The sequence below is a fragment of the Romboutsia sp. 1001713B170131_170501_G6 genome, assembly GCF_015668195.1.
Classification (GTDB): Bacteria; Bacillota; Clostridia; order Peptostreptococcales; family Peptostreptococcaceae; genus Romboutsia_C.
Genome location: NZ_JADPFC010000007.1, coordinates 48,894 through 75,196, shown reverse-complemented (window position 1 = coordinate 75,196; position 26,303 = coordinate 48,894). Strand labels below are relative to the sequence as shown.

The 26,303-nt window shown below is 26.9% G+C and carries 23 protein-coding genes; 17 read left to right on the top strand and 6 right to left on the bottom strand.

Annotated features, from left to right (window positions below; translation table 11 throughout):
* Positions 1 to 207: 207 nt before the first annotated feature.
* From I4U89_RS13025 to I4U89_RS13015, 3 genes are all read left to right on the top strand, one after another.
* A complete protein-coding gene (locus I4U89_RS13025) occupies positions 208 to 984 on the top strand; it encodes a sporulation protein (RefSeq protein ID WP_195940772.1) in 777 nt (258 codons plus the stop codon).
* 388 nt (positions 985 to 1,372) lie between these two features.
* Positions 1,373 to 2,515: a 5-bromo-4-chloroindolyl phosphate hydrolysis family protein gene (locus I4U89_RS13020; protein WP_195940771.1), complete on the top strand. Its 1,143-nt coding sequence runs from the start codon at positions 1,373 to 1,375 to the stop codon at positions 2,513 to 2,515.
* 27 nt (positions 2,516 to 2,542) lie between these two features.
* On the top strand, positions 2,543 to 3,691 hold the full coding sequence (locus I4U89_RS13015) for a toxic anion resistance protein (protein ID WP_195940770.1): 1,149 nt from the start codon (positions 2,543 to 2,545) through the stop codon (positions 3,689 to 3,691).
* Positions 3,692 to 4,023: 332 nt separating this feature from the next.
* On the opposite strand, the gene I4U89_RS13010 is transcribed toward I4U89_RS13015, so the two are convergent.
* Entirely contained in the window at positions 4,024 to 4,857 is an 834-nt protein-coding gene (locus I4U89_RS13010) for a helix-turn-helix transcriptional regulator (protein ID WP_195940769.1), read from the bottom strand.
* Positions 4,858 to 5,033: 176 nt separating this feature from the next.
* Between I4U89_RS13010 and I4U89_RS13005 the strand changes: the two genes are divergently transcribed.
* The 4 genes from I4U89_RS13005 (at position 5,034) to I4U89_RS12990 (ending at position 10,266) form a co-directional block, all read left to right on the top strand.
* Positions 5,034 to 6,398 carry an MFS transporter gene (locus I4U89_RS13005; protein ID WP_195940768.1) on the top strand — a complete coding sequence of 455 codons (1,365 nt, stop codon included), beginning with the start codon at positions 5,034 to 5,036 and terminating at the stop codon, positions 6,396 to 6,398.
* Positions 6,399 to 6,424: 26 nt separating this feature from the next.
* The gene (locus tag I4U89_RS13000) at positions 6,425 to 7,186 is read left to right on the top strand and encodes an alpha/beta hydrolase (RefSeq protein WP_195940767.1); all 762 of its coding nucleotides are present in this window, start codon (positions 6,425 to 6,427) and stop codon (positions 7,184 to 7,186) included.
* Between the two features lie 17 nt (positions 7,187 to 7,203).
* A complete protein-coding gene (gene bilR / locus I4U89_RS12995; RefSeq protein WP_195940766.1) occupies positions 7,204 to 9,126 on the top strand; it encodes a bilirubin reductase, long form in 1,923 nt (640 codons plus the stop codon).
* Between the two features lie 771 nt (positions 9,127 to 9,897).
* A complete protein-coding gene (locus I4U89_RS12990) occupies positions 9,898 to 10,266 on the top strand; it encodes a phage holin family protein (protein WP_195940765.1) in 369 nt (122 codons plus the stop codon).
* 387 nt (positions 10,267 to 10,653) lie between these two features.
* On the opposite strand, the gene I4U89_RS12985 is transcribed toward I4U89_RS12990, so the two are convergent.
* Positions 10,654 to 11,358: a DUF421 domain-containing protein gene (locus I4U89_RS12985; protein ID WP_195940764.1), complete on the bottom strand. Its 705-nt coding sequence runs from the start codon at positions 11,356 to 11,358 to the stop codon at positions 10,654 to 10,656.
* A gap of 437 nt (positions 11,359 to 11,795) precedes the next feature.
* On the opposite strand from I4U89_RS12985, the gene I4U89_RS12980 reads away from it, so the two are divergent.
* Positions 11,796 to 12,314 (top strand): YmaF family protein, encoded by a 519-nt coding sequence (locus tag I4U89_RS12980; RefSeq protein ID WP_330615568.1) that lies wholly within the window; start codon positions 11,796 to 11,798, stop codon positions 12,312 to 12,314.
* 221 nt (positions 12,315 to 12,535) lie between these two features.
* Here the strand turns inward: I4U89_RS12980 and I4U89_RS12975 are convergent, their stop codons facing one another.
* Positions 12,536 to 13,627: a PQQ-dependent sugar dehydrogenase gene (locus tag I4U89_RS12975; protein ID WP_330615571.1), complete on the bottom strand. Its 1,092-nt coding sequence runs from the start codon at positions 13,625 to 13,627 to the stop codon at positions 12,536 to 12,538.
* Between the two features lie 379 nt (positions 13,628 to 14,006).
* On the opposite strand from I4U89_RS12975, the gene I4U89_RS12970 reads away from it, so the two are divergent.
* Positions 14,007 to 14,348: a zinc ribbon domain-containing protein YjdM gene (locus I4U89_RS12970; RefSeq protein ID WP_195581689.1), complete on the top strand. Its 342-nt coding sequence runs from the start codon at positions 14,007 to 14,009 to the stop codon at positions 14,346 to 14,348.
* A 166-nt stretch (positions 14,349 to 14,514) separates the two neighbouring features.
* Here I4U89_RS12970 and rbr read toward each other — a convergent pair whose 3' ends face one another.
* Positions 14,515 to 15,096 carry a rubrerythrin gene (rbr, locus tag I4U89_RS12965; protein WP_195940762.1) on the bottom strand — a complete coding sequence of 194 codons (582 nt, stop codon included), beginning with the start codon at positions 15,094 to 15,096 and terminating at the stop codon, positions 14,515 to 14,517.
* A gap of 309 nt (positions 15,097 to 15,405) precedes the next feature.
* Between rbr and I4U89_RS12960 the strand changes: the two genes are divergently transcribed.
* The 6 genes from I4U89_RS12960 (at position 15,406) to I4U89_RS12935 (ending at position 22,060) form a co-directional block, all read left to right on the top strand.
* Positions 15,406 to 16,407 carry an ABC transporter substrate-binding protein gene (locus I4U89_RS12960; protein WP_195940761.1) on the top strand — a complete coding sequence of 334 codons (1,002 nt, stop codon included), beginning with the start codon at positions 15,406 to 15,408 and terminating at the stop codon, positions 16,405 to 16,407.
* On the top strand, positions 16,382 to 17,137 hold the full coding sequence (locus I4U89_RS12955) for an ABC transporter permease (RefSeq protein WP_195940760.1): 756 nt from the start codon (positions 16,382 to 16,384) through the stop codon (positions 17,135 to 17,137). Before I4U89_RS12960 ends, I4U89_RS12955 begins: the two co-directional genes overlap by 26 nt.
* Position 17,138: 1 nt before the next feature.
* The gene (locus I4U89_RS12950; RefSeq protein ID WP_195940759.1) at positions 17,139 to 17,807 is read left to right on the top strand and encodes an ABC transporter ATP-binding protein; all 669 of its coding nucleotides are present in this window, start codon (positions 17,139 to 17,141) and stop codon (positions 17,805 to 17,807) included.
* Between the two features lie 155 nt (positions 17,808 to 17,962).
* Positions 17,963 to 18,400, top strand: coding sequence for a YaiI/YqxD family protein (locus tag I4U89_RS12945; protein ID WP_195940758.1), 438 nt, complete (start codon positions 17,963 to 17,965; stop codon positions 18,398 to 18,400).
* 297 nt (positions 18,401 to 18,697) lie between these two features.
* On the top strand, positions 18,698 to 21,238 hold the full coding sequence (gene mprF / locus I4U89_RS12940) for a bifunctional lysylphosphatidylglycerol flippase/synthetase MprF (protein ID WP_330615570.1): 2,541 nt from the start codon (positions 18,698 to 18,700) through the stop codon (positions 21,236 to 21,238).
* Between the two features lie 204 nt (positions 21,239 to 21,442).
* Positions 21,443 to 22,060: a DUF488 domain-containing protein gene (locus I4U89_RS12935; RefSeq protein ID WP_195940757.1), complete on the top strand. Its 618-nt coding sequence runs from the start codon at positions 21,443 to 21,445 to the stop codon at positions 22,058 to 22,060.
* Positions 22,061 to 22,283: 223 nt separating this feature from the next.
* On the opposite strand, the gene I4U89_RS12930 is transcribed toward I4U89_RS12935, so the two are convergent.
* On the bottom strand, positions 22,284 to 22,430 hold the full coding sequence (locus tag I4U89_RS12930) for a hypothetical protein (RefSeq protein WP_207744189.1): 147 nt from the start codon (positions 22,428 to 22,430) through the stop codon (positions 22,284 to 22,286).
* Between the two features lie 1,095 nt (positions 22,431 to 23,525).
* Here I4U89_RS12930 and I4U89_RS12925 point away from each other — a divergent pair.
* Positions 23,526 to 24,410, top strand: a complete 885-nt coding sequence (locus I4U89_RS12925) for a C39 family peptidase (protein ID WP_195940756.1) — start codon at positions 23,526 to 23,528, stop codon at positions 24,408 to 24,410.
* A 274-nt stretch (positions 24,411 to 24,684) separates the two neighbouring features.
* Here the strand turns inward: I4U89_RS12925 and I4U89_RS12920 are convergent, their stop codons facing one another.
* Positions 24,685 to 25,410, bottom strand: coding sequence for a tRNA 2-thiocytidine biosynthesis TtcA family protein (locus I4U89_RS12920; protein WP_330615567.1), 726 nt, complete (start codon positions 25,408 to 25,410; stop codon positions 24,685 to 24,687).
* Between the two features lie 151 nt (positions 25,411 to 25,561).
* Here I4U89_RS12920 and I4U89_RS12915 point away from each other — a divergent pair, with 151 nt between their 5' ends.
* Complete coding sequence (locus I4U89_RS12915) at positions 25,562 to 26,242, top strand: M15 family metallopeptidase (protein WP_195940755.1); 681 nt, start codon at positions 25,562 to 25,564, stop codon at positions 26,240 to 26,242.
* Positions 26,243 to 26,303: the final 61 nt, after the last annotated feature.

The window sequence follows — 26,303 nt, the reverse complement described above, 5'->3', positions numbered from 1 at the left end:
AAGTAAGACTATAACTCAAGCAATTATTAAATATTCTAAGAGAAACAATCAATTAGACAAATAACAAATATAATAAGTACAGTTTTATAATAAAACTTAGGAATTTCTAAAGTGATTAACCATATTTTGCTATTTATATTATTTGAAAATTAAAATAATTTACTATAAAATAAAGATGTCAAAATATAAAAAATATGGAGGTATGACATGGGAATATTCAACAAAGTTATGGCATCAGCATTTGGTTTAGGTGGTGCAAGAATAGATACAATAATTTACACTAAAAATATAATGCCAGGAAAAAGAATTGAAGGTATTTGTAAAATAAAAGGTGGTAATATTGAGCAACATATAAATGATATTTCTATAGGTGTTTACACTAGCTATAAACAAGAAGTCGATGATAAAATTATAAATCAAGTACAACGTATTCAAGAGCATATTATAAAAATAGATAAAAGTATACTTCCTGATGAAACATATGAAGTTAAATTTAGCTTTATTTTATATAAGAGAGTACCTGTTACTATACATAAATCACAAGTATGGATATCAACTTATTTAGATATAAAAAGTGGGAAAGATACATCAGATAGAGATTATATAAATGTAGGATTTAACGATTATATGCAAAATGTTATAGACGCTATATTAGAGTTAGGTTTTTCTCTTAGAGAGGTTGAAAATGAATATTGTCCAGCTAAATTAAATGGGTTTAATTTTGTTCAAGAATTTGAATTTATACCAACTAGAGGTAATTTTAGAGGTAGACTAGACGAATTAGAACTAGTTTTTATACCTACAAATACTCATGTGGATATACTTTTAGAAGTTGATAGAAAAGTTAGAGGTTTTATGAGCTTTATAAGTGAGTCTATGGGACTAGATGAAACTAAATTAAGAATTAGGTTAGAGAATTCTAGAAAATATAGTTTTGATGAAATTAAAAATGAAATAGAACAATTATTGAAAATATACTCATAAAACATATTACATGAAGAAGTATTTTATGGTATGCACCATAAGTGGACTATATAAACCTAAAAATATATACATAGCAAATGCAAAAAGTACATTTAATATTAAATAAAAGTAAGCTCCGTAGAGTAAGGTACGTATAACCGTATCACAAATAAGTGAGGTTCATAGCCTCAGGTAAGTCATATCAATACCTGAGGCTATTTTTATTAGCAAAGGTATTGTATCATAATTAATAATGTATTTATAAAATATGTTTATTATATTCCTTTTAAGTTAGCAGTTACAATTAGCTAAATTATAAGATATAATAAACTTAAAATATTAACATAACGGTATAGTATATATCCAGAATTATGTTAATTATAATAAAAAATAATCTGGAGGCAAAATAATGGATAAAAAGGATTTTTCTAATTTAGAAGACCAAATTATGTCTACAGTTAGCAATGCACTTAAAGCAATAGATTTTGCTAATTTGAAAAAGGATATTAATGATAAAACTGAGGATACCTTAAATCAATTTAAATCAAAGCTTAATGGATACAGTGAAAAATATATAGGCTTAAATAAAAAAGCTAAAAATGATATATCAAGATATATCAATAAAAAACCAGCTGGAAGTATATCGGGAATACTTTATATATTATTGGGAGCTTGTGGAAGTTTTGTTTTTGGTTCTTCAGTGTTGACATTCTTAATATTTAATACATTTTTCAGCGGGATTATCTTAGGTAGCAACATTATTTTGGGAGTTCTATTCTTATTCCTTGCAGTAAGTGTAGCCTTATTAGTAAGAGGAATAAATTTAAGAAAAAGAGTAAAACGTTTTAAGAAGTATGTAAGATTTATTGACAATAATAGCTATTTCTTAATTAAAGACTTAGCAAAATTTGCAAAAGAGAAAGAGAGTTTTGTTCTTAAAGACCTAAGTAAAATGATTGATTTAGGTATGTTCTTACAAGGGCATATAGATGAAGAAAAAACTTATTTTATGTTAAATGATGAAGTCTATACTGACTATTTAAATTTAAAAAAGCAACAAATAGCTAAAGAAAGTAATAATGAAAAATTAAATGAAGAAATATATGATTCAGAAAAAGAAGAAATAGAATCTACAATTAAAATAGGAAGAAATTATATTGAACAAATAAAAAATATAAGAAATGATCTTTATAAAGAAGAAATAGCTATAAAGTTAGATAAATTAGGAAACATTTCAAACCAAATCCTTAATCAGGTTGAAAAAAATCCTAAAAAGATACAAGAAGTTAATAAATTTATAAATCATTATCTTCCTATTACTATAAAATTAATTAATTCATATAAAGAGATAAATAATCAACTAGTTCAAGGCGACAATATAGAAAATGCTAAAAGGGAAATTGAAAAGAGTATCGATCTTATTAATAACGCTTTTGAAAATTTATTAGATGATTTATTTGAAGATGTTGTTTTAGATATTTCTACAGATATTTCTGTTCTTAAAACATTATTTAAACAAGAGGGATTAGCAGAAGACGATTTTAAAAAGTAAGTTTTAAATAAAAGGGAGGCATTAAAAATGAGTGATGAGTTCAAAGAAGAGTTTATTGATATAAAACCAGAATTAACTTTTCAACCATTCCAAGATGAAGTTCTTGATGTAAAAGTAAAAGAAGAAAAAATAGAAGAAGAAAGAATTGATGAAATCCAACTTACAGAAGAAGAAAAAAAAATGGTTGATCAATTTGTAGATAAAATAGATATAAATAATTCAAATTCTATTTTACAATATGGGGTAGGTGCTCAAAAGAAAATTTCTGATTTTTCACAGTCAGCATTGAATAATGTAAAAACTAAAGATTTAGGTGAAATTGGAGAAATACTATCTAGTGTAGTTCATGAATTAAAGAACTTTGAAGAATCCGAAGAGAAAAAAGGAATTTTAGGTTTCTTTAAAAAAGGTAAGGATAAGATTTCCCAAATGAAAATAAAATATGAAAATGTAGATAAAAACATTGGTAAAATGTGTAATGTTCTTGAATCGCATCAAATACAGCTTTTAAAAGATATTGCTATGTTAGATAAGATGTATGAAATAAATAAAGTATATTTTAAAGAGCTTTCTATGTATATCTTAGCTGGGAAAAAGAAACTTCAAAAGCTAGAAAAGGAAGAACTTCCTAAATTACAAGAAAAAGCAAGAAATAGTGGTAATCCTCAGGATGCTCAAGAATTAAATGATTTTGTGGCTCTTTGCAATAGATTTGAAAAGAAAATTCACGATTTAGAATTAACTAAAATGATTTCTTTACAAATGGCTCCTCAAATTCGTTTAATTCAAAATAATGATGCATTAATGTCTGAAAAAATACAATCTACAATTATAAATACTATTCCGCTTTGGAAAAATCAAATGGTTTTAGCACTTGGGGTTGCTCACGCTGCTAATGCTGCAAGGGTTCAAAGAGAAGTAACAGATATGACAAATGAACTTTTACGTAAAAATGCAGAAATTTTAAAAACTTCAACTATAGAAACTGCAAAAGAGTCTGAAAGAGGAATTGTTGATATTGAAACCCTTAGAGCTACAAATGAGTCATTAATTTCAACTCTTGATGAAATACTTAATATACAAACAGAAGGACGTCAAAAACGTAGGGAAGCTGAATTAGAATTAAGAAATATTGAAAATCAATTGAAAAATAAACTTTTAGATTTTAAATATTAGTATATATACCTCACTTACTTATGATACGGTGAACCGTATCATAAGTAAGGAATATAGTTTTTAAAATTGTAGTTCCTGTTAAAATATCGAAGATTCTAGGAGATTCATTAATAAAGTTTTTAGAAGAGTAGAGTTAAGTCTACTCTTTTCCTTTGTCCAAAAAAATTATTTATTGTAGTATAATAGACAGAATAAAAATGATTCTGTTATAAACTTATTCACATTACAAACTATACTAGTATATTACTTTTACCAATACTATTATTTATATATTTAATCTTAGAGCGCTTACTCACACTCTTTCTTATTATAAAATACTTTAAATAACTAGATCATTTATATTTTTTTATTTCATTATAATATTCCTTCGGCGTAATCCCAAATTCCTTTTTAAAAGCACGGAATAAATTATTATAACTTCCTATTTTACAAATGTGTGCAATGTCTACTATAGCCTTTCCCTCTTCTATAAGTTTTTTGCATAAATCTAATTTAGCTTTTATTATATAACGGTGTAATGTCAATCCTGTAGTTTTTTTGAATTCTCTTGATATATGAAATTTACTAACATAGAATTCTTTTTCAAGACGATCAAGAGAAATTTCTTCTGTAATGTGGTTATTAATATATGAAAAAATATCATCAATTAAAAATGTTTTATTTTTTTTTATTTTTTGTTTTGGTTCTGCGTATATACATGATCTTAGTATTAGAACTAGAGCTATTGATAACATACTTTTAATATATAGATTATCAGCAAATTCATAATTTTCTTCTTTTAAGTAAACAAGCTTTCTTAATATATTTTTTATTAACATATTAGTTTCTGTATTTGCATCTATTACTGCACATTCAAAAGGCACAGTATTAAAACTTTTGACTAAATCGACTTCTTCATCTGATAATTTATCCAGTAATCCTATTGTAATTGCTAGTTCATATATTATAAGAGATTGCTTTGACCTAGGTTCTATATCAATATTATTATTAGGGCTCATTAAGATAATATTATCAGCACCACATCCTTGAGATTTATTTTTTAGATTTACATAACAATCGCCTGAAAATACAAATAATATTTTATAATATTTATTCGATTTAATTTTTTTAGTTCTTATATTATTAAATTTAATTTCATTTACAAAATAATCTTTTTTATCAATCATTAATACCCCTCTTTTTCAGAAAGTTTTATTCAATATATCAATTTTTGTTAATATTACATCAATATATGAATATAATTTTATTTTACAATATGAGATAATAAAAATACAAATAAATATGGTGGTTTTTTATGGACCTACTTATAATTTATTTCTTATCAATATCAGGGGGGTAGTTTATGCAAAATTTTTCAATGAAAGATAAGATCGGTTATACTCTTGGGGACTTAGGGTGTTGCTGCACAGAACAATTTAGAGCTATGTTTTTAACAGTATTTTATACATTAGTTCTAAAGGTTAATCCTATTCATGTAGGTACAATAATGTTAATAACAAAATTCTGGGATGCTATTAATGACCCTATAATTGGAGCAATTATAGATTCTCGAAAAGCAAAGCCTGGTAAAAAATTTATACCTTGGATTCGTACATTCTCAATACCATGTGCAATCTTAATGTGTATTGGATTTTTAAACGTTTCTAATTTAAATTATGGTTTAAAGCTAGCTTATATTTTAATTACTTATGTTCTATATGAAGCTATGTATACTTGTGTAAATGTTCCATTTGGATCATTATCAAGTGTTATGACAGACGATATTAATCATCGTACAGATTTATCAAGATATAGAAGTTTAGGCGGAACTATTTTTATGACTATCATAGTTATCGTTGGTCCACTATTTTTATATAAAGATAATGCACCTGTTCCTTCAAACTTTTTACTATTAGCTATTATTTGTGCTTGTGTAAGCGTTTTCTGTTTACAAGTTACATCTATCTGGTGCAAAGAACGTATTGAGTTACCTCATATAGAAAAGGAAAAATTTAATTACTTTGAAATATTAAAAAATATTTTAAAAAATAAAGCTTTATTAGGGGTTATAATTGCTAGTTTAGTTGGTATGATATCAGCTAGTGTCGTTAATGGATTAAATACTTATTTATTTAAAGATTATTTTGGTAATGTAAAAATCATGGCTGTGTCAGGAATGCTGAGTACAGTTTATTCAATAATTACATTTGTTGGTACTAAATTTGTTGCAAATAAATTTGGTAAAAAAGAATGGTGTATGTATGGTGCTGGTTTTGCTGCAATAGTATATGGAGTATTATACTTCTTCCCAATAGATAACCCTATAACTTTTATAATAATCAATGGAATTTGTTATATAGGTGCTTCTGGTTTCCAGATACTAATTTGGGCTATGGTAAATGACTCAATAGATTATCAAGAGTTACAAACTGGTACTCGTAATGAAAGTATAATTTACTCTACATATTCATTCTTTAGAAAACTTGCTGCTGCTTTAAGTGCAAGCTTAAGTAGTTTTATACTTGCATTTATAGGATACAACGTACATGCTTCTACTCAAACTGCAGAAGTTGCTTCAAATCTTTGGAAAGCGTATACAGGGATTTATTCATTAGGATACATAATAGCAATCTTAGCATTATTCTTTATATATCCTTTAAGTAAGAAGAAAACTCAAGAAATGTTAGAAGAATTATCAATAAAGAGAAAAAATATAAAAAATACTTAAAATATAACTGTATCAGGAGATTAACAATGATTAAATTAATAGAAATAAAAAATAGAAAAAGTAAAACATTAAGAGGAGTACTTACTCTTCCTGATAATATAGAAAATCCTTTTATAGTATTAAATCTTCATGGATTTGGAGGAAGTTTATCAGGATATAAATATGCCCATACTCATTTATCAAGAGTACTTGATTCTAATGGATTTGGTTGTGCTAGATTTGATTTTTATGGTTGTGGTGAAAGTGATGGGGAATTTGAAGAAATGACTTTTACTGGGCTTATAGAAGACACTATAGATATATATAACTATCTAATTGATTCTAAAATAACAACTTCTGATAGAATCATATTATCTGGTCATAGCATGGGTGGATATGTAGCTTCTTGTGCCGCTCCAATACTACAACCTACAGCTCTAATTCTTATGTGTCCTGGTGGTGGTATGTGGTATGGCTGTAAAGAACGTGCTGATGAATTAAAAGCAAAATCTATACAATATGCTAATATGGAAGGTTTAAAATTTAATATTGATTTCAATTATGATTTATATAACTATGAACCATTCTCTAGTGCTATGGGTTACGACAAAGACGTCCTAATTATAAGAGGTACTGAAGATAAATTAGTTGATAATCGTACTTGTCAAGCTTATTTAAATTGTTATAACAGTGATAAGTCAACATACATAGAAATTGAGGGTGGAGACCATAATTTTGCAAATATAAAAGCTAAAAGCGAATGCGAAGATGCAATTATTAATTTCTGTAAACTAATTAATAATAAATAAATTTAGGGGGAATTTATATGAAACTTTTAGAAACTATTAATATAGGGAATATTACACTAAAAAACAGAATTATGTTTCCTCCATTGACTACAGGTTATGAAGGTAGAGATGGTAGCATAACTACACAAAGCATTGAATTTTATGAAAGATTAGCAAAAGGTGGTGTTTCATACATAGTAGTAGGTGATGTTTCTCCAATTAATGGATTCTCTCCTACACCTAAATTATATGACGATAGTCAAATAGATGGTTTTAGAAAATTATGTGATTCGATACATAAATATGGAGCTAAAGTTTCTGCTCAAATATTTTATCCAGAGTATGACTGTGATGCTATAAATAAGATGGTTGCTAGTGGCGATATGAAAGCTGTAAGAGAAAAACTACATCATGATATGAAACACTTTGTTAATGAGGTTAGTGAGGAAGGCTTAAAAGATATTATAGATAAAATGTGTAATTGTGCAATCCGTGCTCAAAAAGCTGGTGTTGATATTATTCAAATACATGGAGATAGATTAGTAGGTTCATTATGCAGTACTATATTAAATAAAAGAAATGATAAATTTGGTGGAACTCTAGAAAACAGAACAAGATTTGCCCTGCAACTCGTAAAGGCATTAAAAGAAGCGGTTCCTAATATGCCTATTGATTATAAATTTTCAGTTGTTACACCTGACAGAGGTAAAGGTGGAATAAATCTAGATGAAGCCCCTATATTTGCTAAATGGTTAGAAGAAGCCGGAGTTGATATGCTTCATGTAGCTCAAGCCAACCATACTGGTGATATGGCGGATACTATTCCTCCAATGGGAGTACAGCCTTATGGATTCTTTGTTGATATTGCTGATCAAATAAAAAAATCAGTAAACATTCCAGTTAGTACTGTTGGGCGAATATTTAATCCTAAAATGGCAGAAAGTATTTTAGAAGCTAATAAGGTAGATATAATTGGACTTGGTAGAATTCTACTTGCAGATCCTGATTGGGTCAATAAAGTAAAAGAGAATAAATTAGAAGATATTCGTGAATGTATATGTTGTAATAAAGGGTGTACCGATAATATTCAAAACCGTAAGTTTTTAAGCTGTGTATTGAATGCTGAAAATGGATATGAAGGAACTCGAAAAATCACTGAAGCTATAACTAAGAAAAAAGTTATAATAGTAGGAGGAGGACCTGCAGGACTTGAAGCTGCACGTGTAGCAAGTTTAAAAGGTCATAATGTTATTTTATTTGATGAAAATACATCTTTAGGAGGTCAATTAAATTTAGCTTGTATTCCTCCTAGAAAAAATGAGATCCGTAGAGCTATTAGATTTTTAACACATTCTGTAATTTCTCAAAATGTAGAATTACGACTTGGAAAAAAAGTAACTCAGGAAGATATATTAACTTTAAAGCCAGATGTTGTATTAGTTGCAGTAGGAGCAAGTAATGTTATCCCAAGTATAGATGGCTATAATAAGCAAATGGTATGTGATTCATGGAAAATCCTAAATGGTGAACAACAAGTATTTGGTAGAATTGCTGTAATTGGTGGAGGTATGGTAGGCTGTGAAGTAGCTGAGCACTTATGTCTTCAAGGAGGAAATAAAGTTTCTATAATTGAAATGGATAATAGTATAGCTAAGGGTGAAAGCAATACGATACTTCCAACTCTAATGGAAAATTTCAATAAAAATAACGTTAAAATCTATACTAATCATAAAGTTAATAAAATAGATAAAGAACATATAATTTGTGAAAATAATAATAATGAAATTAAAATACCTTGTGATTACGTAGTCATGGCAGTTGGTGCTAGACCTAATAGTTTTGATGTTGATAAACTTTTAGAAAATAATATTAAAGTTGTTAAAATAGGTGATTGCAAAGATAAAGCCTCTGATATTGAAAATGCAATTAAAACTGCTTATGATGCTGCTAACGAAATATAAATTATATATAATATAAAAGAACCAATTTCTATATCTTATAGTCCACTTTATCATTATATCTTGACTTACTAAATAAAGAATTTTTAGCAGAGATACGTCTGATGGAAAAGTGGATTTTGTTTTTGTTACTTTTGTAATTTTGATAGATAACTACAATTAACAATTAACTAAAGAATATATATTAAATTCTATAGATAGATTTAACTATAAATCAGATATATATGTAGGATTAATAAAATCCATTGTAAAAAAGCACTAATCTTTATAAGAGGAGGTGCTTTTTCTTTGTTTAAAAATTTTTATTTCAAGACTAATAATAAATTGATTAGAGGAAAAAATAAATCAAATATATTCATATGATTAGAAAATATTATAAGTATATTACAAATGATATGAAGTGTAGCATGCATGTGAACTAAGGTTTTTTGATATATTTAGTATAAAATTATACTGTTTTTATATTAAATATAAATATGGAGGTAGAAAATGACAGAAGAACACCATATGTAAATAATATAAAAAACAACCTTCTTTGGAGGTATAACATAAAACTACAAGCTTATTGTTTTAGATAATAATAAAAACATAATTGTAAGTTTTTTCAATATTATAAGGAATAATATTTAATATAGTGGTAAATATATAACTATAATGTAAAAATAATAAATATTTATTATTTAAAATTGAACTATTTAATAAATACTGAAGATTTATTTGTAAAGATTTAATAGCAAAAAGTAATTATAAAATTTTATTAAAGGAGTGGCTTATATGGCACATGATAATAATGAAAAAAGAGGAAATGATAATAGTTTATTAAGATGGATAGGAAGATTTATATTAGTTGCAGTTATTCTAATGATAACATCATTTGTAACTCCAGGATTTTCAATCAATGGAATATGGTCATTTTTAATAGCCGCAGTTGTAATATCTGGATTAGATTATTTAGCAGAAATGCTTATGGGAGTTGACGCATCTCCTTTTGGAAAAGGAATAAAAGGATTTATAATTGCAGCAATAATAATATATTTAGCACAATTTTTAGTTCCTGATATGGGTGTAACTATTATCGGAGCAATATTGGCAGCTATAGTTATTGGAATTTTAGATGCAATATTCCCTGCTAGAGCTATGTAACTTAAAATACATCTAAAAATTTTATCAAAGTAGTAATTTAAGCAAATAATATCATTTAAATTATTATAGATAACCGTATCACAAAAAATGATACGGTTTTTTATATATAACAAATATAAAACAATATAGGATTTTATTAAGTTATTAAGTAAAAAAAATTTATTTAGATAGTTAAGAATAAGATTCAAAATTAATATATTAACTTTTACTTAGTATAATTGGGTTGAGGGACAATCATGGAGATTTTTGAAACAATGATTATAAGATATTAAGTACATTTATACTAAAAATAAGACCCGTACAGTTAGCATAAATAAATGAAGTTTTTATAATAAAAGAGGCTTAAACTAATCTGTATATAGATGGATATGTTTATGCCTCAATAGATTACTTATATAAAAAAACTTTTAAGTTACCTTTATTATCGAGTGTAGCAAGTAAAACATTTTTCACCTCAACTTGATATAAATCTTCTAATTTAGATACAAGCCAGCCTTCATCTTTATGAAGTCCTTCTAGCTGATTGAAGTTAATTTTACCTTCTTTAATAATTGTTTTTGGAAGATTAAAAGGCTCCATTTCCATAGACAAATGTGAAGGCGTAATTGGTTCGTATTCTGGGCGTAAAAAAACAGAGATTTTACCATTAGGCTCCCAAATTGCTAATGCTACCTTTTTCACATCTTCTACTTTTTTTTCACGTAACTCTTCTAATAATATATCAATTGATATTCTTGCTTTTTTTAATCCACTATAAAGGATTTCACCATTTTTAACAATTGTAATTGGCGAACTATTAATAATTCTTCCGATAAATGGAAATCTAAGAACGACGAATATTCCAGCAATATATAGGACAACTAATACAAGTGTTGTAATGATGGAACCCTCTAATCCAAGTTTTTCATCAGATAATGGATGGGCAATAATATTACCAATTACTAAAGTAATAGCAAAATCAAGTAGTCTTAATTGAGAAATAGAACGTTGCCCTAATAGTTTTGCAACAGCTATCAAAAAGAAAAAAGCAATAATAGCTCGAAGTATCCAGTCAATGGTGCTAAGTGTTTCTTGACCACTAAAAAAGTCCATATAAAATATCTCCTTTAGCTAAAAGATTTAATATTTATGTTATTTTAACCAATAACTTATGAAAAAATTAGAATAGATAGAGTAATTCGCAAATCATTCTTCTAAAAAATAAAGTTGAATGATGATGCTTTAATATATAAGATGATAATATTTTTAAATAGAATTTTTGTTTTGACTTAAACATTATGATTAATAATAATCTAACTATTAAAGCATTAACTATTAATACATATTGATGAAATCTAATCAAAAAGTAAGAAGTATAAAGAGAGAAGGGGAAATTGTTAACTAAAAAATAAAAAATTATAATGGTGCGTAAAAACGTAGATTATGTAAATTTTACAAGAAATAGGAACAAAATTGACAAATATTTATATCTTATATTAAGAGATTTATTATAAGAATCTTTTAATATAAGACAATAGGAGAGATAAAGAATGAGTTTTCAAAATCATAGATGTAGAAGAGATAATTGTAATAGAGGTAACTGCTTTAAATGTATGAGATGTCACAATGAAGATGAAGGTAGACGAATGAATTGTCATAGAGATAATCGCTGTAACTGTCATAATGAAGATGAATGTAGACATATGAACTGTCATAATTGTAACTGCTGCAACTGTCATAATGAAGATGAAATGCAGACACATGTTCATGAATACTCAGAAAGTGTTAAATTAGCTGAAGAAGGCGATGATAGACATAACCATAGAGTTGCAGGTGTTACAGGAGAGGCTATACCAATAAATGGTGGAACAAACCATGTTCATAGAATTAAGAATGACAATACAGACTTCTTTGATCATTTTCATCAAATATGTGTTACAACTGGGCCAGCAATTCCAATACCAGGAACTAATAAGCATATTCATTTGGTATCTGGAAGAACTACTGTTGTTGATGACCATTTTCATAGGTTCCTTTTCACTACTCAAATTCAAGCACCTTTAGTATAAATTCTACCGAAATAGATAAAAATTTATTGCGATTAAAAATATAATTATATAGAAAATGAAAATTAAATATAAAAAGGTCTATAAAATAAATTTTATAGACCTTTTTATATTTATTCTATATTTTTTATAAATTAAAAGTAAGCTCTTATATTTTAATTACTTTAATTATTTAGAAAATCATTTGATTATGCCATAAGTCAGTATACTTAGAAACTAGTTCTTTATTTTGGAGTGAGACGGATAATTTTATCATCATTTACATCAGGATTACCTCTACCATCTTTATTACTTGTTGTAAGGTAAATTGAACCATCTTTTCCTTGGACAACTTCACGCAAACGTCCATACTCATTTTTCAACCATGATTCTACATTCTTAACTACTGTTCCTTTTCCATTCATTGAGATACCAAGCAGCTGTTGTCCACGCAAAGTAGCAACGAGCAATTTTCCTTCCCATGGTCCTTGATTTATGAATGTAATACCAGAGGGTGCCCATGTATCTTCTCCACTATGTATCAGAGGTTTTTGTGTTATAACTTCTGAAGATTCTTCATTTCCTTGAACGATAGGCCACCCATAATTGCCACCTGGGTTTATTATATTTATCTCGTCGTGCGCTGATTGTCCATGCTCTGATGAATACAACACATTTTTTGAATTCCATGCTAAGCCTTGAGGATTTCTATGACCTAAGCTAAAAATAGGCGAGTTAATAATTGGATTATCCTTAGGAATACTTCCATTTAACTCTATTCGAAGTATTTTTCCAGCAGTACTTGTAGGGTCTTGTGCCAATGCAGGATTGCCTGCATCTCCTGTTGTTATATATAATTTCTGATCTGGGCCTATTTTTATTCTTCCTCCATTATGAATACTTCCTCCAGGGATTTTATCTAGAATAACCTTGTCAATAGAGGCTATATTATTGTTTACTACTAATCTTACAACACGATTATAGATTTGATTAGCTTCTAAATATGAATGCATAACATAAATATAATGGTTATTTGAAAAGTTTGGGTCTAGAGCAATACCCATTAATCCTCCTTCTCCTTGACTTACAAAGGGAGAACTAAATGTGATGAGTGGCTTCGAATTAAGTTTCCCATCTTCAATAATTCTAATAGCGCCAGATCTTTCTGTAAAATATATGTTACCTTCATTGCTTATATCTATAGCCCAAGGGACATATAAATTTTCAGCGATAACTTCAATTTCATAAGGAATTTGCCTTGATGTTATTGACTTTGTTTTTATATTGTCTTTATTATGATTACGAAATATTGTATTATATAAAACATTAAAAATCATATTTTTCATACTGCTATCCTCCAAATTATTTACCTAACTATCAAATTGTTATTTCAAGGGTAGAAAAATTACAATTTTAATAAATAAAAATATAATAGGATAATTAGTAAAGCTAAGTCATATTATTAATATATTTTTATTAGTTAAGCAATTCTATGTTTAATTATATTAGTTTGAGATTTAAAGTATTAATCATTTAATGTTTATAAGAAAATATTAAAATAGACGGTATTAAGTGTCTAATAAATAATTGCATTATCAAGGATAAATGCTAACCTTGAACCTATTTAGTATGAAGATTTGTCAATATGAGAAGACTATGATATTATATAGCCTATGAGAAAAAATATTAACTATATTGAACGGAGGAAATAATATTATGGAAACTTTACCAAATTGCCCAAAATGTAATTCAGAATATGTATATGAAGATGGAAGTCTTTTAGTGTGCCCAGAGTGTGCATACGAATGGAATCCAGCAGAATCAGTTGAAGAAGAAGTTGTAATAAAAGACGTAAATGGAAATGTATTAAAGGATGGAGATGCTGTAACAGTAGTTAAAGACCTTAAAGTTAAGGGAAGTTCATCTTCTATAAAAATAGGAACAAAAGTAAAGAGCATACGTTTAGTTCCAGATGCAGCTGATGGACACGATATAGAGTGTAAAATAGACGGTTTTGGAGCTATGAAATTAAAGTCTAGCGTTGTTAAAAAAGCATAGTATATAGATTTTAAACACAAAAAAGCTAGGTATTTTACCTAGCTTTTTTGTGTTAGAATAAACGATATAAAGTAGTATAGAAAGTGAATATTTATGAAATATAAAAAAGGTTAAATACACATTATTGATAGAAAATGTGTGTTTAACCTTTTTTATATACTTAGATTTAGAAGTTATCTGCTTTTATTTCATAATATCCTTGTGGATGTTTACAAGCAGGACAAACTTGAGGAGCTTCTGTTCCTGAGTGAACATATCCACATACTGTACATATCCATTCTTTAACTTCTGGTTTCTCGAAAACTTTATTTTCTTCTATATTTTTAGCTAATCTTAAGAATCTATCTCTATGATGAGCTTCTATTGTGTGAATATGAGTGAAAGAAGCAGCTATTTCTTCAAATCCTTCTTCTCTAGCATCTGCAGCGAATTTTAAGTAAAGAGTATCTTCTTCATTTTCTCCTGCTGCTGCTGTTTTTAAGTTTTCTAAAGTACTAGACATACCCATTCCGTAAGAACCTGTTACTTGAACATCTTCTCCAGTGAAATCATTTAATAAGTATCTAAAGAATATTTTACCATGCATTTCTTCATTTTGAGCAGTTTCATCAAATATATCTCCTATTTGAGCAAATCCTTCTTTTCTAGCTATTTTAGCATAGAATTGATATTTGTTCTTAGCCATTGACTCTCCTGCAAATGCGTTCATTAAATTTTGTGCTGTTTTAGTTCCTTTTAAAGATTTCATCTTTAATTCATCTCCCTAAGTATATATTAAATCTTAACTACTCTAATATAAATACCACTTTAAAATTAATCTAAACAAAATAATTAGAAATCTTATATTTTCGTAATTTTGAGAATAATAAAAACAATAATTAACAGTTGCTAAACTACTTAGTAAATAATTAATAAACTAAAGAATATGATAAAAGGTAAATTAATTATAAAGATAGAAAATATATAAAGACAGAAAATTTTAAATACTAAATAAAATTTACATAATTTATTTGAATAAATAAGTATTATAGAGAATTTATAAAAAGGGGGATTAGATATGAGAAAGTTTATAAGTATTTTATCAACAGGAATAATAGCAATGGGGGTATTGTCAGGGTGTTCATCTATTGATCAAGAAAAATCAGAAGGAGGTAAAGAAGAAATATCTAAGAAAGTTGTTAAAGTAGTAACTCCAGATGGACTACCAACAATAGCAATAGCTAAATTAATAAAAGAGAAACCAGAAATAAAGGTAAATTATGAAATTGAATATACAATAGAAAAGACGGCAGAAACTCTTTCAACAACAGTTATGAAAGAAGAACCAGATATAGCTATAGTACCATCGAATATGGCATCTATAGTCTATAACAAAACAAAGAATTACCAAATAGCAGGAACAACAGGGTTTGGTTCATCTTACATAGTTTCAACAGAAGATATAAATAATTACGAAGACTTAAAAGGAAAAACTATTATGAACATAGGAAAAGGTCTAACGCCGGATATAACAGCACAATATATAATATCTGAAAAGGGATTAAATACTGAAGGTGATGTTAATTTTAGCTATGTAAATTCACCAAGTGAATTAGTACCCATGATAGTGTCTGGTAAAAAAAATACAGCCATAGTGCCAGAACCAGCTCTTAGTGCCCTTATGGCTAAAAAAGAAAATGTAAAAATATTTAAAGGATTAAATGATGAATATAAAGAAATAGCAGATTCAGAACATGGATATCCTCAAGCAACTATTATAGTTAAGAAGAGTTTTTTAGAAGAAAATAAAGATTTTACAAACATATTTTTAGATAATGTTAAAGAAGGGATAGAATGGGCAAATGATAATCCATCAGAACTTGCAACATACTGTGAAGAAATAGAAGTTTCAACAGAGAAGCCTATAATTGAAAAATCTATTGAAAGAGCAAATCTTAAATTTGTACCTATAGAAGAGAGCAAAGATATATACAAAAACTATTATAAAAAGCTATTCGACTCAAATCCAAAGTCGCTAGGAGGCAATATACCAGATGAAGGAATTTTTATGGAAAGATAAATTACAGATACTTGCATCTTGTATATTACTAATTATAATTTGGGAAGTATTAGCGATATTTATAGATAATCCGATATATTTACCTACTGTAGAAGTAGTTCTAGCTAATATAATAAGCATATTTAAAAGTGAAGATTTTTTTATAAATGTGCTTAGCTCTGCTTACAGGACAATAGTAAGTTTTTTATTAGCTTTGATAAGTGCAATATTTTTAGGTATAGTTTCTTCAGGAAGCAGTTTATTTAAAAACATATTAAAGCCTGTAAATGCTTTATCTACATCTATTCCAACTATGGTTTTAGTAGTACTATCTCTTATATGGTTTGATAAGGACAAAGCACCTTTTATAGTTGGAATATTTATAGTTTTCCCCATATTATATGAAGGTGTATTAAGTTCTATTTTAGGAGTTGATAAAAATATAATAGAAATGACAGACATTTATAAAGTAAAAAAAATAGATAAACTTAGATATATCTACTTTCCATTAATAAAGTTTCAAGTTACTAATTTATTAGTGTCTACATTCTCTTTGGCTTTTAAAGTGGTTATAGCAGGAGAGGTTCACGGGCAACCAAAGTACGGAATAGGAACAGTAATTCAATATGAAAAAATGAACTTTAATACAGAAGCTATATTTGCATGGATAATAATAATAGCAATAATTTCATTTGTTTTAGATATACTAAATAAGTTTATAACTAAGAAGTCCTTTAAATGGAGAGTGTAATATGGATATAAAGGTTAAAAATTTATATAAGAAATATGATGATAAAATTATATTTAAAGATTTTAATATCACATTTAAGGAAAATAAAGTAAATACTATAGTAGGGAAATCAGGATGTGGAAAAACTACATTACTAAAAATAATTAGTAATATAGAAGAAAAAGATAGCGGAAAAATAGAAGGTGTAAATATAAATAGTATAAGTTACATATTTCAAGAGGATAGGCTTGTAGAGTGGTTAACAGTAAAGGAGAATCTGAAGTTAATACTAAAAAATGACTATAGAAAAGAGGAGTTAGACGGTATTTGCAAAAAATATTTAAACTTGGTGGGGGTACAAGATTTTGAAAACTATTATCCTCAAAGTTTAAGCGGTGGAATCAGACAAAGGGTAAATATTGCTAGAGCATTTGCAAAGCCATCAAAGCTTATAATAATGGATGAACCTTTTAAATCTATAGATATAAAAAATAAAAATGACATTATGAAAGCTTTCGAAAATGTTTTTAAAGAAGAAACTAGAACAGTTTTATTTGTAACACATGATATAGATGAAGCTATATATTTTATGGGGCAAATATATATATTAGGAGGGAATCCAGTAAGTATAAAAGCAATATTTAACTCAAAGCAGATAGAAGATAAAAAACAGATAATAAATTTAATATAATTAATAATTTTTTTAGTATTTATGATGTACATACAAATATTTTAGCTTAAATATGAACTAATTTAAAAATTAGTTCATATTTTTTTGTAAATAATAAATGTTATGGAGTAAAATACTATAGGGTAGTATTAGATATAAAAGAGAAGAGGACAGTTATGAAAATATTAATAGATGGTGATGGATGCCCAGTTGTAGATATAACAATAAAAGTAGCTAAAAAGTTTAATATAGAAGTATTAATAATGTGTGATACATCACATAACTTTGATAAATATAATGTAGAAACTATAATTTTATCGAAAGGAAGAGATTCAGTAGATTTTTCTTTGGTCAATAAAGTAAATAAGGGAGATATAATAGTAACTCAAGATTATGGTTTAGCTGCGATGGCACTTTCAAAGGGAGGGTACCCAATAAATCAAAATGGAAGAGTATATACAAATGAAAATATAGACCAATTACTATTTACAAGACACGTATCAAAAAAATTAAGAAGCTCCGGTGCTCGAGTAAAAGGTCCATCCAAAAGGAAAAAAGAAGATAATATAAGATTTGAAAAGTATTTACAAGAATTATGCAAGGAATTATTATAAAGATTGTTAACTATAAAGCATTTATCATTAAAAATTATATTATTAGCAAATAGTATTAACATTTAACATTATTAATAATATAGAGCAATAGTACTAAGAACTTTATCAAAAAAATAAAAAGAGATAGATTTTAAATATCTATTTATTTTTGTAGAATAATATATACTACCAGTCAAAACTTATTACAATAAAATCAAATTCTTACAAATCTGTTATATAAGATATAGTAGAATGTAAGGATAAGTTGTGTCAAAGTATGGTAAAATAGCCTTATTATTATAAATATAAAAGGAGGAGATTATAATTATAAATAAAGTTAAATTTAAAAATATATTAAAATATGTAATAGCATTAGTAATATTTGTTGTAGTTATGAAAGAGTTTATTAATGTAGTTTCTTCATTCGATATGAATACGTTTAAGCTATATGCAGATAAGTTAACATTTACAAACTCAATAACAATAATACTTTTAGGAATCATTTCATATCTTCCTTTGAGCCTTTACGATTTTGTACTAAAAAGAAGGGTGAATATAAACTTAGATAACAGGAAGTTATATAAATTTTCATGGATAGCTAGTTCGATTGCTAGTATAGCTGGTTTTGGAGGAAGCACAGCTATAGCATTAAAGAGCAATTTTTATGGTAATTATGTTAAGGACAAAAAGTTGCTTGTAAAAGAGATATCAAAAATAGTAGCTTTAAACTTAACTGGTTTCTCTATGGTGAGTTTCATATATGCCATCACTAATTTTGAGTCATTAAAGTTAAATGATTGGACAAGCATATTAACTTTAATAATAAGTGTATATTTCCCGGCAATATCAATATACTTCATATATAAGTTTACTAAGGGAAATGATGAAGATAGAAAAGATATTAAAGATGCGGTAATTATAATGGGAATATCAGCATTAGAATGGTTGACAACTATAGTCTTAATATACTCTATCATGTTAGTATTAGATGCAAATATATCATTTATGAAATTATTCCCGGTATTTGTACTAGCAATTATAGTGGCCATTGTAAGTTTATCACCAGGAGGACTTGGTTCTTTTGACTTAACAATGATATTAGGATTACAAGCTTTAAATGTTCCATCAGAGAAAGTTTTATTAGCCATATTCTTATATAGAATTTCGTATTATATAGTTCCATTAATTATAGGACTAATATTATATGGAAATGTAATGTGGGAGACTATAGATGATGACATAAGAGATATAGTAATGACTATACTATCTAAAATCGCTCATATAGGTATAGTGCTTATTGTACTACTAACAGGAAGTTTCTTGTTAATATCAGAAGCTATTCCTGAAGTTGTAAACAAAATAAATTTAATAAGTAGAGTTTCACATCTATCAATAATATATATACCAGATAGATTTGCTATAGTATTAGGATTTTTACTTATAGCTATGTCTAGATTATTGATTTATAAATCAAAAAATATTTATAAACTAACTTTAATAATAGTTGCTTTATGTATTGGAGTAACTTTTGCACAAGGAACAGATTATAGTAGAGGATTGTATTTAATAGTAGTAGGCCTTATAATTTGGCTTGGTAAAAAGCAATTTTATAGAGAAAGCTTTGTAATGCGTTGGGGAATATTTATACAAGACGTAATAATATTGCTATCTTTCTTAATATTATATTTATATACTTTCTATGCAAGTGTTCATGGTAAAGTAGGAAAGATACCTTTTACTCAGTATCAAATACAATTTTCAAATGCTTCATCAAATGTAATGTTCTTAAGTATAGCAGGATTTATAATAGCAATATTATTCTTATGTATTATATATTATAAGAATGGTAAAAATGAATTCCCTAAGATGAGCTTAGAAGAATGTAAAGATGATGTAGAAAATATACTAAATAAATTTGGTGGAACATCTATAATACATTTTATATATCTAAATGATAAGTATGTTTATATAAATAAAGATAAGGATGTTTTAATACAATATCAAACTTATGCTAACAAGATATTTATATTAGGAAATCCAGTAGGGAATAATGAAAATATATTTGACACTATTCAGGAATTCTATGAGTTAGCTGATAAATATGGATATATACCAACATTCTGTGCTATAGATGATAAATTAATTCCATACCTTCATGAAACAGGATATGAGTTCTTTAAATTAGGAGAAGAAGCAGCTGTAAATTTAAATAAATTCACATTAGAAGGAAGAAAAATGAAGAGTGTAAGAAATGCTATATCAAGGGTTAGCAAAGAAGAGTACACATTTGAAGTGGTAAAGCCTCCTTTCAGTGATGAATTTATGGATAGTATAAAAGCTGTATCTGATGAATGGTTATGTGGAAGACAAGAAAAAGGATTCTCAATAGGATTTTTCGATATAGAGTATTTAAGTAAAAATCCAATATCTGTAGTTAAAAATAAAGATGGTGAAATAAAGGGATTTGCTAACTTTATGCCAATGTATGATGATCACAAAACTTTATCAATAGACTTAATGCGTTTTTCACATGAAACTTGTAATGGAATAATGGACTTTATGTTTGTTAACCTATTTGAGTGGGGAAAAGAAAATGGATACTCAAGATTTAATATGGGTATGGCTCCATTATCAAATGTAGGTACATCAAAGTATGCATTTTTAGGTGAAAAGATAGCTGCTAAGGTATACTCACACGGGCATAAATTCTACTCATTCCAAGGACTAAAGAAATTTAAGGAAAAATATTGTGATTCTTGGGATGGAAGATATATGGCTTATAAAAGAAAAACATCATTAATAACTACAATGATTCAAGTTATATTGTTAGTTTCGAAACCTATAGAGAAGGTAGAATAAATTTAAAAAAATAGAAGCAAATATAGTAATAAAATGATAGTCTATGAGAGCAAATCAATCATCAATAGACTATCATTTTTGTTTATAAGACATAATAATAAAAAACACTAATTATTTAAATATTTAATTTAAAATAATGGAATTTATATAAACTCATTTTGGATATAAATATAAGTATAAATACATTAAAAAGGTGGTGAGGTCATGGAAGTATTTGCGATAGGTCATTCTAATTATCCCATTGAAAAGCTTATAGATATGTTAAATCAATACAATATAAATTGCGTTGTAGATATTAGAGAAACTCCATACTCTAGGTATAATGTTCAATATAATAGAGAAGATTTTTGTAAAACTTTAAGAGAAAAAGGATTTATATACATATACATGGGAAAAGAATTTGGAGCTAGAAGAGAATCAAAAGAATCTTATAATAGAGAAGGATTTGCTGATTTTGAGAAAGTGAGCAAAGAAGACATATTTAAAAAAGGAATAGAGAGAATAAAAGATGGGTGTAAAAAAGGATATAAAATTGCTCTTTTAGGAGCAATGCAAGATCCAATCAGATGTCATAGGAGTATATTAGTTGGAAGAAGATTAAATGAAAATGGAATAAATGTTAAGTATATACTACATGAAGGTGGTCTGGCTGAACAAGAATATATAGAAAATCAACTTTTAGATAAATATTTTAGTGACAGAAACCAGATAACTATAGATAGTTTAATTGGTAATAGTATGTCTAAAGAGGACATGATAAATGACGCATATAGGCTAGCAAATAAAGAAATTGGATATAGAACCGAAGGTATATCTAAATAAACAATAAAATCATAATAATGTATATAGAATTGTTTTTTAAAGAGTAAAAAATTGATTTTATCAATAGGAATAATCTTTAAACACCTTAAATTCCTATTGATAAAATCTATAGAATATAAATAATTACATATATTTTATATAAATGTATTATATGCTATTTTGATGATAATTTACTAATCATATCTGATGTCATCTTACTTAAATCATATTCGAACTTAAATCCCTATTCTTCTACTGCACAAGATGAATCTATAGAATTAGGCCAAGATTCTGCAATAGATTGACGTATAGGGTCTACATTATAGCTAAGCTCAAATTCTGGTATATGTTTCTGAATCCCAGACCCAATTTCTTCAGGATCAAAGTTCATAGCGGTTATATTAAATGCATTTCTATGAACTTATTTATTACAAGGATTTTTAAAATATAAATTTATATAATATTTATATAAAAAGCTAAATTTGTTATAAAAGGCAAATTTTATATAAAAAATATTTTGTATTATGGACAGCTATACAAAAATATAGTACATTGTATACATAGGCAACAAGAAATGACATAAGATGATATATGCATTAGGAACGGACATAAAAAATTGACATTTAAGAACTTGACATAAAAGGAGGAGTTATACTTAATGCTCCTCCTAAATATAGAATTATAACTATAAAAATACTAACCCCCCTTAAATAGTATTTGATAAAAATTTTAATAGCCCTTTAAAAAGACTGTAACGGAAACAGTCTTTTTTGTTATAAAAATTATATTTTCTTAAATTATAAGATTAACTGATAAAGAATTTTTTATATCCTGAATTGTCAATTTAAATCAGGCAAATTATCTATGAATCACTAAGCAAATGGAAGTAAGCTCTTTCAAAATTAGTTGGTTTTTTCATAACCTTATTTGGTGTTTTGTAAATTATGATTTTTAGGAATAGAACTTTATTTATACGCGATATTATTTATTTCCTTCAGATTTTCACATCCAAGTAATAATTTACCTCTAGATCTGTTACCTGCTTTATGTTAGTATGGCCAAAATACATTTTTGGCACTCATTTTGTTGATTCGAGTCAGTTAACGAGTATATTTTAAATCTAAATAGTAAGCTTTCTTACAGTCTTGTGGAATATGATAATGTAGGTTATGATATATGTTGTAATTTAGTTATATAGAATAAGAGATGAACCTTAAGTTAAATGATATGAGTTTATATCATCTACTGTTAAGTTAATATTTTAAATTATTACAGAATTAGCTTGTAAAACTCAATTAAAGAACATGAATAAGCTAGTTGACATATTAGGAGATGATGATGTTCAAAAGGTTTACTACAATTGAGAAATAGCTGAATAACTTAAGATTAAATAAAAATAAAACACTTGTAAACTATGAAGTATATAATAAATCCAAATAAAGTAGCTTCTAGGTGTTTTAGTATTCATCAAGAGGAGAATGACATAATGACTTGCAAAATTAATAAAAAAAGAGTGCTGAAGAAGAATGTTAAATATTATATTATAGGCTTAGCGTCTATATTAGGTATAAGTTTAGTAGCTATATTAGGGACACATATAATCTCTGGAAATACAAGGGATGAATTAATATCTAATAAAGAGAATGAATTAATATCTAAAGAAATTTTAAACTCGAAAGATTCAACTATAATTAGTTTAGTAGAAGAATCAAATGAATACCCAAAAGCAAAAAAGATATTAAATAATATAGATTTGTATCCTAAGGAGTTATTAGATTTAGCAGCTAAAAAGCCTGAAGCTATAGACTTTGTTTCAGATTATATTTATAATGAATCAAAAACGAATAAAAAAATATCTGTAAAAGATGATTACAAAAAAGGTGAAATACCACTTTTCCTTCAATGGGATGAAAGATGGGGATACGATAAATATGGTTCAGAATTTATTGCAATTGATGGATGTGGACCAACTTCTTTAGCAATGGTTGCGGTAGGTCTTACAGGAAATACAAGTATAAATCCAAAGGTAGTTTCAGATTTTGCTTATAACAACGGATACTATGTAGAAGGCGTAGGTTCTAAGTGGAGTCTAATGACTGATGGAGCAAGTAAATTTGGACTAAAGGGTAAAGAAATACCTTTAAGTAAAGAAGTAATTATATCTACTCTTAAAAAAGGAGAGCCAATAATAGCAGCTATGGGTCCCGGAACATTTACAACCAAAGGACATTATATAGTCTTAACTGGCATAGATAAAGATGGTAATATAATAGTGAATGACCCTGATAGCAAAGAAAGAAGTAATAAAACTTGGGATATAGATATTTTCATGAAGGAAACTAAGAATTTATGGAAGTTTAGTGTGGCTTAAGACTAATAAAAATTTATAAAATATAAATGAGTTGTTTTGAAGTTGATTTAATAATTTTCAAAACAACTCATTTTTTATTTATATATTTGTCTGATTCAATTATACAATTCAGTTATTATAAAAATTTCAATAAGGTAGTGTTACAATTATTATAAATAAAAAATACGCCAAAATGAAATTTACGTCATTTTGACATATTTTCTATGAATTAAATAATATTACATTAATTCATAGATTGATATCTAAGATATATAATATTTTTAAGCTTTTATATCTATTTTATTTTTTCTTTATCCCATATAAATAATTTTTCAGGGTTGTTTAAAGCTCCAAATATATTCTTTTTTGAACCTGGCATATCTTTATTTAATCTTTGGACAAGTTCTTTTATGTTTTGTCTATTAGTATGACCATCGGCAGGGCAAGGATTCTTTATAACTGGATAGTTATATTCTCTTGTAGCCTTTTTTGTCATATACTCTTCTATATAAATCATAGGTCTTATAATTGTTAACTCTTGTTTATCCATAACCGTCTTTGGAGAAAAACAGTTAACTCTACCTTCATATAGCATAGACATTAAAAATGTCTCTATTGCATCATCTTTATGATGTCCAAGTGCAACTTTAGTACATCCTAATTCTTTAGCAGTACCATTTAATGCACCACGTCTTAAATTAGCACATAATGAACATGGATTTTTCTCTTTTCTTATATCAAATACAATTTCTTTTATATTAGTTTGAACTTCGTGAAATTCTACATCTAGATCTTCACAAAGTTTGTATAATGGTGAATTGTCTACACCACCAGGATTTAGCGTTATTGCAATCAATTCAAACTTTTGAGGTGAGAATCTTTGATAGTTTTTCAGTATGTGAAGTAATGTTAAACTATCTTTTCCTCCAGAAAGTCCTACTGCTATTTTATCGTTGTCTTGTATCATATCAAAATCTTGTATAGCTTGACGAGCTTTACTAAGAAGTTTTTGCATAGTCATATTTGTGTCCTCCATCAAAATTAATAAACTTAAGATTTCTTAAGAATTACTTATAAGTTATTTAAAATCTATCTTTTAAAATAAACCTATAAAAATTCACTACAATTACATTCAAAATGTAGTAGTTAAGGTTAAAAGGAGAAGATAGATTATGAAAAAATTTAGGGTTATAGTACCTATTATAATAATAGTAGCAGTTACAATTATTTTAGTAAAAATATTAATGCCAGGAAAAACATCAATACAAGAAAAAATACTAAATAAAAGTAACTCAAATATTATAACAAACACGCTATTAGTAAACAATGATAATAAGTTAGATGAAAATTATAAACCACATAAAAGTGATGTGCCAAATATTCCTTTTATTGATAATGCAACAGATGAAGAAAAACAAATGGAAGAGGTAGCTTCAAAAGCAGTAGAGAAATTATTTAAAGAAGCAAAAGAAGAAGGAATAGATTTTTTAGGCACATCAGCGTATAGATCTTATGAAACACAAAAAGAAATATACACTAAAAAGGTTATTTCAGATGGATTAAAAAAGGCTAATGAATATGTGGCTAAGCCAGGTCATAGTGAACATCAAACTGGATTATGCATAGATGTAACTAATAAAGATAGATGGTTTGTAGGTAGTACGAAGGAAGCTATATGGTTAGCAGAAAATGCCCATGAATTTGGATTTATAATAAGATACCCATTAGGAAAAGAAGATATAACAGGTAAGTCATATGAACCATGGCATATAAGATACGTAGGAAAAGATATAGCTAAAAAAATATATGAAAATGATTCTACATTAGAAGAGTATATAGCTAGTAAAAATTAATTAAATTAAATCAATAAAAGTATATTATAATTGTTTTATGTGAAACATTAACTAATAACGT

What these genes read in the sequence shown, in the direction of transcription:
- I4U89_RS13025 (WP_195940772.1), top strand. Translation starts at nt 208, where the DNA reads ATGGGAATATTCAACAAAGTTATGGCATCAGCATTTGGTTTAGGTGGT.
- I4U89_RS13020 (WP_195940771.1), top strand. Translation starts at nt 1,373, where the DNA reads ATGGATAAAAAGGATTTTTCTAATTTAGAAGACCAAATTATGTCTACA.
- I4U89_RS13015 (WP_195940770.1), top strand. Translation starts at nt 2,543, where the DNA reads ATGAGTGATGAGTTCAAAGAAGAGTTTATTGATATAAAACCAGAATTA.
- I4U89_RS13010 (WP_195940769.1), bottom strand. Translation starts at nt 4,857, where the DNA reads ATGATTGATAAAAAAGATTATTTTGTAAATGAAATTAAATTTAATAAT.
- I4U89_RS13005 (WP_195940768.1), top strand. Translation starts at nt 5,034, where the DNA reads ATGCAAAATTTTTCAATGAAAGATAAGATCGGTTATACTCTTGGGGAC.
- I4U89_RS13000 (WP_195940767.1), top strand. Translation starts at nt 6,425, where the DNA reads ATGATTAAATTAATAGAAATAAAAAATAGAAAAAGTAAAACATTAAGA.
- bilR (WP_195940766.1), top strand. Translation starts at nt 7,204, where the DNA reads ATGAAACTTTTAGAAACTATTAATATAGGGAATATTACACTAAAAAAC.
- I4U89_RS12990 (WP_195940765.1), top strand. Translation starts at nt 9,898, where the DNA reads ATGGCACATGATAATAATGAAAAAAGAGGAAATGATAATAGTTTATTA.
- I4U89_RS12985 (WP_195940764.1), bottom strand. Translation starts at nt 11,358, where the DNA reads ATGGACTTTTTTAGTGGTCAAGAAACACTTAGCACCATTGACTGGATA.
- I4U89_RS12980 (WP_330615568.1), top strand. Translation starts at nt 11,796, where the DNA reads ATGAGTTTTCAAAATCATAGATGTAGAAGAGATAATTGTAATAGAGGT.
- I4U89_RS12975 (WP_330615571.1), bottom strand. Translation starts at nt 13,627, where the DNA reads ATGATTTTTAATGTTTTATATAATACAATATTTCGTAATCATAATAAA.
- I4U89_RS12970 (WP_195581689.1), top strand. Translation starts at nt 14,007, where the DNA reads ATGGAAACTTTACCAAATTGCCCAAAATGTAATTCAGAATATGTATAT.
- rbr (WP_195940762.1), bottom strand. Translation starts at nt 15,096, where the DNA reads ATGAAATCTTTAAAAGGAACTAAAACAGCACAAAATTTAATGAACGCA.
- I4U89_RS12960 (WP_195940761.1), top strand. Translation starts at nt 15,406, where the DNA reads ATGAGAAAGTTTATAAGTATTTTATCAACAGGAATAATAGCAATGGGG.
- I4U89_RS12955 (WP_195940760.1), top strand. Translation starts at nt 16,382, where the DNA reads ATGAAGGAATTTTTATGGAAAGATAAATTACAGATACTTGCATCTTGT.
- I4U89_RS12950 (WP_195940759.1), top strand. Translation starts at nt 17,139, where the DNA reads ATGGATATAAAGGTTAAAAATTTATATAAGAAATATGATGATAAAATT.
- I4U89_RS12945 (WP_195940758.1), top strand. Translation starts at nt 17,963, where the DNA reads ATGAAAATATTAATAGATGGTGATGGATGCCCAGTTGTAGATATAACA.
- I4U89_RS12935 (WP_195940757.1), top strand. Translation starts at nt 21,443, where the DNA reads ATGGAAGTATTTGCGATAGGTCATTCTAATTATCCCATTGAAAAGCTT.
- I4U89_RS12930 (WP_207744189.1), bottom strand. Translation starts at nt 22,430, where the DNA reads ATGAACTTTGATCCTGAAGAAATTGGGTCTGGGATTCAGAAACATATA.
- I4U89_RS12925 (WP_195940756.1), top strand. Translation starts at nt 23,526, where the DNA reads ATGACTTGCAAAATTAATAAAAAAAGAGTGCTGAAGAAGAATGTTAAA.
- I4U89_RS12920 (WP_330615567.1), bottom strand. Translation starts at nt 25,410, where the DNA reads ATGACTATGCAAAAACTTCTTAGTAAAGCTCGTCAAGCTATACAAGAT.
- I4U89_RS12915 (WP_195940755.1), top strand. Translation starts at nt 25,562, where the DNA reads ATGAAAAAATTTAGGGTTATAGTACCTATTATAATAATAGTAGCAGTT.